The sequence below is a fragment of the Psychrosphaera sp. F3M07 genome, from assembly GCF_018860345.1.
Classification (GTDB): Bacteria; Pseudomonadota; Gammaproteobacteria; order Enterobacterales; family Alteromonadaceae; genus Psychrosphaera; species Psychrosphaera aquimarina.
Map to the genome: position 1 here is coordinate 1 of NZ_JAHKPJ010000012.1, position 11,936 is coordinate 11,936.

Consider the following 11,936-nt stretch of genomic DNA (forward strand, 5'->3'; position numbering starts at 1 on the left):
AAATTACAAAAACCGTTCAAGTGAACAATAAACACACAAACCGCTGTATAAGTGTACCGAATAGCGTCTTATTCTTTAGTCTTCCACTAAAAAAGCCTGGAAATTAACTATAGTTAAGTTCCAGGCTTTGGCAATTTTAATGATGAATATATTTCTATTTATTCACTTATATACCATTTAGGCTTTTTTTTAAGCATCATTAGCACTAAATTGCTGGAAGATGCTCGAAAAGTCTTTTTTTCCATTTCCAGCTTTTTGATGTAATGCGTATAAATTTCTTGTTAATGCACCTAACGGAGTGGATGAATTTGACTGAACGGCGGTATCCATTGCCAAGCCTAAATCTTTTGCCATTAAGTCAGTCATAAAGCCACCTTTATAATCATTCGAAGATGGCACCCCTTCACTAACGCCTGGACAAGGGTTATATACATCCAATGTCCAGTTACTGCCCGAGCTATTAGACATAATTTCAGATAACACTTTTGGATCTAAGCCATTGTCGATCCCTAACTGTATTGCTTCAGACGTACCAACCATAAGTATGCTTAACAGCATGTTGTTGCAAACTTTAGCAACTTGCCCTGCACCAACCTCTCCTGCATGGAAGATATTTTTGCCCATCACATCTAAAAAAGGTTTTGCTACTGCAAAGTTTTGTTCTGAACCACCTACCATAAAACTTAAGGTTCCAGCAGTTGCTCCAGCTACACCACCCGATACCGGCGCATCAATGAAATGAATATTATGCGCTTTTAAACCTTCAGCTGTTTTAATAGCGGTGGCAGAGTCGATAGTTGAAGAATCTATTACCAATGTTTCCGCTGTTAAAACCTCAGCTATACCATTATTTCCTAAATACAAGTCATAGACATGTTTACCTGCTGGTAACATAGAAATTACAACATCGGCATCTTTAACAACAAGCTTTGGCGTTTCAGCTGTCGTCGCACCAAGTGTTACTAATTTTTCAACCGCTGCAGGGAACAAATCAAACACACAAACGTGATGACCTGCTTGTATTAAATTAGCAGCCATTGGACCGCCCATATTACCTAATCCAAAAAATGCGATATTTGCCATGTTAAAATTCTCTTTATTTGTTCTAAGGGGATTGTCTTAACAAACTAGACAATCTAGTTACCTAAATTTTTTAACGGATGTTTGTCAGAAGACCAAGGTGAAACAAACATGTTATTAACAGACTCTTCATCGACATCATGCACGGTATTAAAGTGCCACTGAGGTTTATTGTCTTTATCTATTAATAGTGCACGTACTCCCTCGGCAAATTCACCGATAGCAGAACATTGCACTGAAAGACCTAGTTCTAAGCGAAAACAATCTGCGATGGATAGGTTTTTACCCACTGCTAATTGGCGATAGATGATATGCGCGGTTAATGCACTGCCATGAGCTAAAGAGGCTTGTGCTTTATTAAACCACTTATCGTCCACTTGCTGATCTAAAATCTTTACCACTGCCGCTTCAACTCTTTTACATTCAGCTAATTCAGCTAATAAAGGTGCAAAGTGCTGTAAATTGCCTTCAGGTATCAGACTTATATCTTGCTGTTCAAATTTAGCTAACAGTTCAGACAGTTTTTGATGATTTAATCTGTCCAGACTTTCCCAGTTCACTAATAACAACTCTTCGATTAAATCAATTTTATGTTCAACACTAATAAAGTAATCCGCTAAATTAACAAACTTCGCATCCGCTGAATTAATTGAAGCGCCCGTTAAACCCAAAAATAAACCACAACCTGCAGGCATTCTGTTTAAGAAATAACTTCCACCGACATCCGGGTATAAACCAATGGTGATTTCTGGCATTGCTATTCTTGATTTTTCTGTCACGACTCTATGACTTGCGCCAGCCAACAAACCAAGTCCGCCGCCCATAACGATACCATGTCCCCACAATAAAATAGGTTTAGTATATGTATGGATTAAGTGATCGAGTTCGTACTCTTTTGTAAAGAACTCTTCTACTTCTGCTGAATAGTTACCTTTTCCTGCTGCGACCGTTGAGTTATAAAGTTGCACCACATCACCACCGGCACAAAATGCTTTTTCACCGGCACCTTCTAACATCACCATAGCGATGTCTTTATCTGCGTGCCATGCGAGTAACTGCGGCATTAAAAGGTTAACCATATCTAGGCTAAGTGCATTTAACGATTTTTCAGAGTTTAATGTGGCGACACCAATTTTTTTATCAGATACCGACTCTAGCTCTCTAAATAAAACAAGGTTAGACATATTTTTTCCTAAAAGGCCTACGACCTACAGACTTACTATTTACAAGGCTTTCTATTTAAAAGACTTTTTATTTAAAAGACTACGAACTGCTATATCTACTATTCGTTTAACCAAGTCGGCTTACGTTTTTGTAAAAAGGCATTCACACCCTCTTTTTGATCTTTACTGTCAAATAAGCCAACAAACATTTCACGTTCTAATGGCAACGCAGCATTAATATTGCCACTTCTGCCTGCTTGAATAAGTGTTTTACAAGCGGTAATTGAAGTTGGACTTTGTTCTGCCGTTTGTTCGGCTAATTTCATCGCTGCATTTAACGACTCACCTTTGGCAACCACTTCTTCAACTAAACCAATTTTTAACGCCACGTCTGACTTAATGCGTTCACCACATAAGATCATACGTTTTGCCCAACCTTCACCCACTAACCAAGATAAGTTTTGTGTGCCACCAGCACAAGGTAACAAACCTACTTTTGCTTCTGGCAATGCCATTTGAGCTTGTTCTTCACAAATTCGAATATCACAAGCTAACGCAACTTCTAATCCACCGCCCATGGCATAACCATTAATTGCGGCAATAGATACACCTTGGAAATCACGTAGTGCTTCAAAAGCGGCACCAAATACTCTTGCCATGTCAGAGGCAACGCCTTTATCACCGTCAGCAAACACGTTTAAGTCCGCACCGGCAGAGAAAAACTTGTCACCTTCCCCGGTGATCACTAAAGCATAAACGGCTTTATTTATGTTTAAGGCTTCAACTAATGATTTTAATTCGCTTAATGAATCAAATGTCCAAGTATTGGCTGGAGGGTTAGCGATAGTGATTTGAGCTATGTGCCCATCTATTTTTAATTTAAGTAAATCTGACATAATTGTTCCTTATTTCTTATCGTTATAGCTAAAGCTGTTACAGATTAAGATCTATAATATTGGCCCTGCAGCTTCGTCTAATAATCGTCTAGCAATAATCAAACGCATGATCTCGTTAGTCCCTTCAAGGATTTGATGTACACGTACATCTCTAAAATGACGTTCAAGTGGATATTCTTTGATATAGCCATATCCACCATGTAATTGCAGTGCTTCATTACAGACTTGGAAACCAATGTCGGTAGCAAAACGTTTTGCCATGGCACAATAAGCCGTTGCTTCTGGATCATTTTGATCTAATTTAAATGCAGCTAGTCTCACCATTTGTCTGGCGGCGACCAGTTCTGTTGCCATGTCGGCCAGTTTAAATTGTAAAGCTTGAAATGCCGCTAACGGTTTGCCAAATTGCACACGTTCTTTCATGTAATTTAATGCGGTATCTAATGCTTGCTGGGCCGTACCAATTGAACAAGTTGCAATATTAATTCGACCACCATCTAACCCTTTCATGGCAAAAGAAAAACCTTGGCCTTCTTCACCAAGTAAATTGGCAAGTGGTATACGTACATTATCAAACGTTATTAATCTTGTTGGTTGTGCATTCCAACCGAGTTTTTCTTCTGCTTTACCATATATGACACCTTCAGCATCAGCAGGGACAACAACTGCAGAAATGCCTTTTGCGCCAGCTTCACCAGTTCTTACCATCACCACTAAAACGTCAGTTTCGCCCGCGCCAGAGATAAACATCTTGGAACCGTTAATGACATATTCATCGCCATCACGTTTAGCAGAAGTCGTTAATGAAGCTGCATCGGACCCCGCCCCCGGTTCTGTTAAGCAATAAGAAGCTAATTGCTCTCCCATGACTAATCCTGGGCACCATTGTTGTTTAACTGTGTCGGTCCCCCAAGTTGCTACCATCCAAGTTGCCATGTTATGAATTGTGAGCATAGCCGTAGTAGCTGTACACCCCATGGCGAGTTGCTCAAATATTAATGAAGCATCTAACCGGGATAACCCCATACCACCAGCGTCTTCCGGTGAATACAAACCGCAAAAACCTAGCTCCCCTGCTTTGGCCATCACATCTTTTGGAAAGATATGTTCTGCATCCCATTTTGCTGCGTTTGGCAGTAACTCTGCATCCGAAAACTGTTTAGCAACATCAACAAACGCTTTTTGATCGTCATTTAAATTAAAATTCATGAAAGATCCGACTTATTTTATTATTCGTTATTTATTATTCGGTGTACTACCGCACTGTGTTTATGACACTTAACAACAATGCGGCAAGTTACTTTTATCTTTATTTAAGAGCAATTGACATGTTAGGACCCGCATCAGCTGACTCATCCGCGTGATCATCATACCAACGAGCTGTAATGGTTTTAGTTTCTGTATAAAACTTAACGGCTTGTTTACCGTAGGCATGTTGATCGCCTGCAAAAGAACCTTTCCAACCCGTAAATGAAAAGAATGGTAATGGAACTGGAATTGGAATATTAATTCCAACTTGACCAACTTCGATTTCATGCTGATATTTACGCGCTGCAAAACCTGACGATGTGAATATTGACGTGCCGTTACCGTATGGATTTGAATTAATCAAACTAATCGCATCATCCAAAGTATCGACGTTCATGGTTAAAAATACTGGACCAAAAATTTCTTGTTTGTAAATTTCCATCTCAGTCGTCACATCTGTAAACATCGTTGGACCAACCCAGTTACCGTTTGGAAAACCAGCGACAGTGAAGTTAGAACCATCTAAAACACAATTGGCTCCTTCTTTTTTACCCGTTTCTATTAATGCTTCAATACGATCCTTCGCCGCTGGAGTTATTTGAGGACCATAAGCCGCTTCTGAGTCGGTGTAATGACCAGGACGTACCGATGCTAATTTCTCTTTTATTTCTGGTATCCACTCTTTGGCAGAACCAACAAATACCGCAACCGAAATTGCCATACAACGTTGTCCTGCTGCGCCTACCGATGCACCAACAATATTGTTAATAACTGCAGCTTTATTTGCATCTGGCATAACCACCATATGGTTTTTAGCACCTAAGAAGGATTGAACACGTTTCATATTATCTGTGCCTGTTTTATAGATGTATTGACCAACACCAACAGAACCGACAAATGAAATCGCTTTCACTGATTCTTCATGTAATAAGATATCGACTTGTTCTTTATCACCATGAACCACTTGTAATACACCTTTTGGTGCACCAGCTTCTTCAAACAACTCTACTAAACGAGTTGGACATAATGGATCTTGTTCAGACGGCTTTAAGATAAAGGTATTACCACAAGCAATTGATAACGGGAACATCCAAAGCGGTATCATTGCAGGGAAGTTAAATGGCGTAATACCAACACAAACACCTAAAGGTTGTGTATAGCTATATGTATCAATACTGGTCGCAACATTTTCAACGGTTTCGCCCATCATCATAGAAGGGATATTTGCTGCATGTTCAACCACTTCAATACCACGCCAAACATCGCCCATCGCATCTTCGTGGGTTTTACCTAACTCTTCACAAATGATACCGGCGATTTCTTCTTGATGTTCTTTTAATAAAGCAGCATAACGCATCATAATGCGAGCGCGTTCCATGATTGGTTTGTCTTTCCAAACTTTAAACGTTTCTTTAGCGCTGGTAATAGCTTGTTGCATTTCATCTGCTGTCGCGCAAGGTACCTGAGCAATCACTTCTTGAGTTGCAGGGTTTGTAACATCAATCACGCGGGTTGATTTTGACGACACCCATTCGCCGTTTATAAATAGAGGTACTTGTTTCATGCTTATGCCTTTTATAATTTAGTTATTTCTTGCTACTGCGATTTACAGTTTTAAGTACAAGGAAATTTCATTGAGCTGATTAAAACAGAGCTTCCAACTATTTAACATTGATTAAATTGTTATTTTAATGGACTATCTTGTCATGCATGACTAATCGAGTTGAATTTATGAGCGCTCCGTCAAATTGGCCACTACCTAAGTCTAGTATTCGTTATCTAATACCGAAACCTATGATTGAACAACTTGAACTGAATGTGGTCAGCCGTGGATTATTTCCTTTAGCTTTTGGTTATTACGAAAATGCGCACAACCACGCAATTAAAAGGCTGGAGCATACAGACCACTTGTTAATTTTTTGTTGTGCAGGCAAAGGGACAATCAGCTCACCACACTATAATCAAACTATAGTGGAAAATGACATTTTGATGATCCCAAAAGGAACTACACATCATTATAAAGCCGATAGTAAAGATCCCTGGAGCATTTATTGGGTGCATATGGATGGACATTTGTTTATGCAATTTATGGATATTATTGGTTTAAATAAGTCACAATTAAAAATCCAAATATTAAACCCAATACAAATAAAGAATGAGTTTGAACAATTAATGGAAACCCGCCACCAAGGTTACCAACTTAACTCATTTATATTAGCGGCGAACATCTTAAAAAAAATATTAAGTTTGTTAACCATGCAGCTTCCTGCCTTGCATGTTACGCCGCAAAAGGATTTCAACTTAATTACCTTCAATGCCTTTTTGGAAGAGAATATTACCAAACAGCTTTCGTTAGATGAAATGGCTTCATACATGGGGTTATCTAAATTTCATTTTGCGAAGAAGTTTCAAACCGCCACAGGAATAAGTCCAGTGAAGTATTTTTTAGAAATTAAAATACAACACGCTTGTGGTTTATTAGACAGGTCGAGTAAATCCATTAAAGATGTTGCTGCAGTATTAGGTTATGACGACCCTTATTATTTCTCACGTTTATTTAAAAACGTAATGGGTTTATCACCTAAACAATATCGCCTTTCTCGTCACGGTCACTAAAATTATCTGTGTCTAACTAAATAATAGGCATAAAAAAAACCGACGATTGTCGGTTTTTTGATTTTAGATGTATTTTAAGTTTCTTAGCCAACAAAAATTGTGTGGTAAGCCATAGCTAAAATTAGCGATGGGCAAACAAAACGAACATAACCAGGCCAGATCTTCCAAAACAAAGATGACTCTACATCATCTGCACCTTGTTTTATTTCTTGCAGTATAGAGTCACGTTTCCATACCCAACCGGTAAAGATACACAACATCAAGCCTAATAAAGGTTGGCTATATTGTGTGGTTAAAGAAATAACTAAACCAAATAAAACGTCGAAGTTAAAGATAAGCAGCAAACTGATCAGCATAACAAAGATGCCAATTGCCCAAGAAGCACCTTTACGTTCTAACTTAGTGCTTTCAATGGTGAAAGCCACTGGCACTTCTAACATTGAAATCGATGAGGTTAATGCCGCTATTGTCATTAATACAAAAAAGACAAAAGAAACATAATCACCAGCTCCGCCCATAGTCTCAAATAAGGCTGGAATAACCGTAAAGATTAATTGGTCTCCACCGATTAGTTGTCCTGCTTCATTAAAGATAGTGACACCATTAGCAAGCGCAACATACATAGCAGGAATAATTAACATGCCTGACATTATGGCGATACCAACGTCAACTAAGGCAACTGATGCACCTAAAGACACAAGATTTTCTTTTTTACTGACATACGAACCGTAAACAAGCATTGAACCTACGCCCAATGATAAAGAGAAAAATGCTTGGCCCATTGCACTCAGGATCAAATCACCATTAAGTACTTTTGAAAAGTCAGGTACTAAGTAGGCTTTCCAACCTTCTGATGCACCAGCTTGCATGCTTACATAAATAATCAGCAATACAATTAACACCAATAACATAGGCATTAAACGACCTGACCATTTCTCAATACCACTACTAACGCCACGGGAAACAATAACTATGGTCATTAAAGCAAAAATTAAACTGAATATTATGTTTCTAGAAATCGAGAAGTCAGTTAACCAAGTTGAGGCGGCTGACCAACCTAATACTTCTGTTACGGCTTGGAACATATAAGCAATCATCCACCCCGCTACTATCATATAAAAGCTGAGAATTAGACTCACAACTATCAATGCCCAGTAACCGGTTCCTGCACCAATCTTTTTAGCTATGTTACCCGCAGATATCTTTTTTAATGCATCAACCATATTAGATTGTGAATGACGACCTATAACTAACTCAGCCATCAGTATCGGATAAGCAACAATAAAGGTAAGTACTAAATACACTAATACAAATGCAGCACCACCATTACTGGCAACTTGAGTGGGAAAGCCCCATATATTACCTAAACCTACAGCAGAACCAGCCGCCGCTAATATGAATCCTAATCGAGATGAAAATTGACCTCTAACCGCCATGGATGACACCTTTTTATTATAATTATTTTTAATATTCTGCTTTATAAATGGAATGCCTGTTTAGCAAAGAAATAGACATCATCAGCAGTATCTAGATTTTGAACTTGAAACTAACGTCATATTTGTTCTTAGTCAATTTAATCTGTAAAGAAATTATCTAGCTTTTGTCACATTCGTAAAATTTATCAAAAGCTAAAATTATTATCATTATTAAATTTTGCTTATGCAGGTTAAAATACAGTTAAGAAACCAATTAGAGATGATTAATTTATGCTCACTCACATGAGATAAATTAATCGGTTTAAAGGAAATAATGTATGTCATGTCCACATTCAAGTAATTATCGCGAGATGGAAGACTCAATAAAAACAGATTTTAAAGATGATATGTCTTATGGCGACTATTTAAATTTAGAAAAAATCTTATCGGCTCAACAACCTCAATCTGACCAACACGATGAAATGTTATTTATTGTCATTCATCAAGCCAGTGAGCTTTGGTTAAAATTGGCTGGTCATGAAATAACCGCTGCGATCTCTATGCTAAAACAAGCTGAGTTTGGCCCAGCTTTTAAAGTGATCTCTCGAGTAAAACAAATATTCATTCAACTCACCCAGTCTTGGAATATTTTATCCACCTTAACACCCGTTGATTATTTGAAGTTCCGTGATTCTTTAGGTCACTCTTCTGGTTTCCAATCTTATGGTTACAGAAAAATGGAGTTTTTACTGGGCAATAAAAACCAAGAACTCATTAAAGTTCATGCGAGTAACCCAGATGTACACGAAGAATTAACCGCTATCTCAAATGCACCAAGTATTTATGATGAGATCATTAAAATAATGGCACATTCAGGTTTTGAGATTGACGCTAATATGGTTGAAAGAGATTTTAACCAACCGTACGAAAGTAATGAGTCAGTATTAAATGCGTGGTTAGAAGTTTACCGAAATGCCGACAAGCACTTTGAATTATACGAATTAGCCGAAAAACTAATGGATATTGAAGATGCATTCCAACAATGGCGTTTTAAACATATGTATACCGTACAACGTATCATTGGGAATAAAATGGGAACCGGTGGTTCATCCGGCGTTGCTTTCCTTAAAAAAGCCTTGGATATTAGTTTTTTCCCTGAGCTATTAGAGTTAAGAACTAAGCTATAAAAGTTTGTCATAAACATTCATCCCTCTCGTCCATTTTATATAAATAAAACGGACGAGAGGGATAACCTACTGACTTAATATTTTCTTAAATTATTTAGATGCCCCTAACTTTGTCAAAGCCAGAGTTAAGGAATCTCTCAAATCATCTAACAAAATTGGTTTAGTTAAAAAGTTATCAAATAATTTTTTATCTTGATTGTCTCGGTATACATCTGCGGTTAATGCCAACATATAACTATTAATATTCATAGCTTTAATTTTTCTGGTGGTTGCCACTCCATCTATACCTGGAAGGTTTATATCCATTAAAATAATATCATATTGATGACGCGTTAAATTATCTAATGCCTCTTCCCCACTTCCCTCTACGGTAGCTGCTATATTTAAAGACTTAAGCATAGCTAAAATAACCATTTGGTTCACTTTATTGTCTTCAACAACTAAAACGTTTAATTTACTAAAGTCTATTAAACCTACGCCTCCAGTATCTCCTTTTTCCATAGACGTAATCGTAGTGACTTGGAATGGTATTTCAAATGAGACGGTTGTTCCTTTACCCGATTGACTTTCCAAGTTAATACTCCCACCCATCACGTCAATCAATCCTTTAGTAATTGAAAGCCCTAACCCAGTCCCCTCTTCACCATTTTTACTTTTCCCAACCTGTGCATATTTATCAAATAATTTAATTTGCTCTTTAGTATCAATACCAACCCCTTCATCAAAAACAGCTATCTTTAGTATATTTTTATCAACCGCTATATTTAACTCAATTGATCTGTTTGAAGGGGTAAATTTTAATGCGTTGCCTAAAATATTAGTAAGAACTTGTCCTAATTTTGACTCATCAACTATGACAGTTTGAGGCATATCTGAGTTTTCAACTTTATTGTAATTGATATTTTTTTCTTTTGCTTTAGCAGACAATGAGGTGAAAATATTAGTTATAAATTGTGATAAGTTACACTCTTTGGGCTCAAGTTCCATTTTCCCCGCTTCGATTTTATTTAAATCCAAAATTGAATTAATAATACTTAAGAGTCGCTTACCACTAAAATCAATTTGTTGAATAAATTCATATTGTTCCAAAAACTTATCTTTTAACTCTTGAGTTTCTAAAACAAGTCCTGACAAACCAATAATAGCATTTAAAGGGGTACGTATTTCATGAGAAACGTTTGATAAAAACTCTGTTTTATATTTATTAGCAATAACTAATTTTTTATTCTTCATCCTCAGTTCTAACTGGGTGATCACTTGTTTACCTAATATAGTTAACGCTTTTTTTTGGCTAGTAGTTAACTTTTTAGGTTTGTCACTGATAACACACAAAGTACCAATTTTATGACCACTAGCTGACACTAAAGGTGTGCCTGCATAAAAACGTATATTGGGTTCTGAGGTTACAAGAGGATTATCAACAAAGCGCTCATCTTTTAAAGCGTTTTGAACTTCAAACAAGTCATCTTGCAATATAGCGTGTGAGCAAAATGCAATATCTCTATCTGTCGATTCAGCATCGATACCTACTTTAGATTTGAACCACTGCCGGTTTGGATCTACTAAACTTATCAACGATATAGGCGTTTCACAAATCTCTGATGCAAGCTCAGTTAACTCATCAAATGCTTTTTCTGAATCTGTATCTAAAACCTCATATTCAAATAATGCTTTAAGACGTTCATTTTCATTTATCGGTTTATCCGCAGATTTCAAGATTAATTCCTTTTGTAATACGCATTACTTTATACATATTTACAGCATGGCACTAGTTTGAAATTTTGCCTATTTTGATATCAATTAATATATTAGATTTTATATAGTTAGCGCATTTAAACTTCACGCTTATTATTGTCATCGCTTATATTTTCAACAATTTGAAAGTCATATAAACTCGTTAACTGGCTTGTTAATATATAGTTGCTGTTAGTTCTGTACAACAAGCACATCCAACTAAAGTCAAAGCCGCGATTACACTTAAGCACTCTTTAATTATCACAAGCTCTACTTTTTAGGATTTAATTGTTCAAAACGTGCGAGTTGCTCTGGCGTTGCTGGTAATTGGTGCTGTTCTTTCCACTGAGAATAAGGCATACCGTAAACTTGTTCACGTGCAGTATCTATGTCCACATCTACGCCTAATTTTTCCGCCTCTTGCACCGTCCATTTAGAAAAACAGTTACGACAAAAACCAGCTAAGTTCATTAATTCAATATTTTGCACATCTTTACGGCTGTCTAAATGCGCTAATAAGCGACGAAATACCGCCGCTTGGACTTCTATTTCTTTATCCATAATCGTAACCTTTTTAACTTAATTTTATGACGTTAG

The 11,936-nt window shown here is 37.1% G+C and carries 10 protein-coding genes; 2 read left to right on the top strand and 8 right to left on the bottom strand.

Annotated elements, in window-relative coordinates; translation table 11 throughout:
• Positions 1-189: 189 nt before the first annotated feature.
• The 5 genes from mmsB to KO505_RS05085 form a co-directional block, all read right to left on the bottom strand.
• Entirely contained in the window at positions 190-1,083 is an 894-nt protein-coding gene (gene mmsB / locus KO505_RS05065) for a 3-hydroxyisobutyrate dehydrogenase (RefSeq protein WP_216054371.1), read from the bottom strand.
• 53 nt (positions 1,084-1,136) lie between these two features.
• Positions 1,137-2,264 (bottom strand): enoyl-CoA hydratase/isomerase family protein, encoded by a 1,128-nt coding sequence (locus KO505_RS05070; protein ID WP_216054372.1) that lies wholly within the window; start codon positions 2,262-2,264, stop codon positions 1,137-1,139.
• 98 nt (positions 2,265-2,362) lie between these two features.
• Entirely contained in the window at positions 2,363-3,139 is a 777-nt protein-coding gene (locus KO505_RS05075; RefSeq protein ID WP_216054373.1) for an enoyl-CoA hydratase, read from the bottom strand.
• 51 nt (positions 3,140-3,190) lie between these two features.
• Positions 3,191-4,348 (bottom strand): acyl-CoA dehydrogenase family protein, encoded by a 1,158-nt coding sequence (locus tag KO505_RS05080; protein ID WP_216054374.1) that lies wholly within the window; start codon positions 4,346-4,348, stop codon positions 3,191-3,193.
• A 100-nt stretch (positions 4,349-4,448) separates the two neighbouring features.
• Entirely contained in the window at positions 4,449-5,951 is a 1,503-nt protein-coding gene (locus tag KO505_RS05085) for a CoA-acylating methylmalonate-semialdehyde dehydrogenase (protein ID WP_216054375.1), read from the bottom strand.
• 146 nt (positions 5,952-6,097) lie between these two features.
• On the opposite strand from KO505_RS05085, the gene KO505_RS05090 reads away from it, so the two are divergent.
• Complete coding sequence (locus tag KO505_RS05090) at positions 6,098-7,003, top strand: AraC family transcriptional regulator (protein ID WP_216054376.1); 906 nt, start codon at positions 6,098-6,100, stop codon at positions 7,001-7,003.
• Between the two features lie 83 nt (positions 7,004-7,086).
• On the opposite strand, the gene KO505_RS05095 is transcribed toward KO505_RS05090, so the two are convergent.
• Complete coding sequence (locus tag KO505_RS05095; RefSeq protein ID WP_216054377.1) at positions 7,087-8,439, bottom strand: sodium-dependent transporter; 1,353 nt, start codon at positions 8,437-8,439, stop codon at positions 7,087-7,089.
• A gap of 317 nt (positions 8,440-8,756) precedes the next feature.
• Between KO505_RS05095 and kynA the strand changes: the two genes are divergently transcribed.
• Positions 8,757-9,605 (top strand): tryptophan 2,3-dioxygenase, encoded by an 849-nt coding sequence (gene kynA / locus KO505_RS05100; protein ID WP_216054378.1) that lies wholly within the window; start codon positions 8,757-8,759, stop codon positions 9,603-9,605.
• Between the two features lie 90 nt (positions 9,606-9,695).
• On the opposite strand, the gene KO505_RS05105 is transcribed toward kynA, so the two are convergent.
• Positions 9,696-11,321 (bottom strand): GAF domain-containing hybrid sensor histidine kinase/response regulator, encoded by a 1,626-nt coding sequence (locus KO505_RS05105; RefSeq protein ID WP_216054379.1) that lies wholly within the window; start codon positions 11,319-11,321, stop codon positions 9,696-9,698.
• Positions 11,322-11,609: 288 nt separating this feature from the next.
• On the bottom strand, positions 11,610-11,900 hold the full coding sequence (locus KO505_RS05110; RefSeq protein ID WP_216054380.1) for a DUF1244 domain-containing protein: 291 nt from the start codon (positions 11,898-11,900) through the stop codon (positions 11,610-11,612).
• Positions 11,901-11,936 lie beyond the last annotated feature (36 nt).

Coding starts and splice junctions, on each gene's coding strand:
- mmsB (WP_216054371.1), bottom strand. CDS start 1,083: ATGGCAAATATCGCATTTTTTGGATTAGGTAATATGGGCGGTCCAATG.
- KO505_RS05070 (WP_216054372.1), bottom strand. CDS start 2,264: ATGTCTAACCTTGTTTTATTTAGAGAGCTAGAGTCGGTATCTGATAAA.
- KO505_RS05075 (WP_216054373.1), bottom strand. CDS start 3,139: ATGTCAGATTTACTTAAATTAAAAATAGATGGGCACATAGCTCAAATC.
- KO505_RS05080 (WP_216054374.1), bottom strand. CDS start 4,348: ATGAATTTTAATTTAAATGACGATCAAAAAGCGTTTGTTGATGTTGCT.
- KO505_RS05085 (WP_216054375.1), bottom strand. CDS start 5,951: ATGAAACAAGTACCTCTATTTATAAACGGCGAATGGGTGTCGTCAAAA.
- KO505_RS05090 (WP_216054376.1), top strand. CDS start 6,098: ATGACTAATCGAGTTGAATTTATGAGCGCTCCGTCAAATTGGCCACTA.
- KO505_RS05095 (WP_216054377.1), bottom strand. CDS start 8,439: ATGGCGGTTAGAGGTCAATTTTCATCTCGATTAGGATTCATATTAGCG.
- kynA (WP_216054378.1), top strand. CDS start 8,757: ATGTCATGTCCACATTCAAGTAATTATCGCGAGATGGAAGACTCAATA.
- KO505_RS05110 (WP_216054380.1), bottom strand. CDS start 11,900: ATGGATAAAGAAATAGAAGTCCAAGCGGCGGTATTTCGTCGCTTATTA.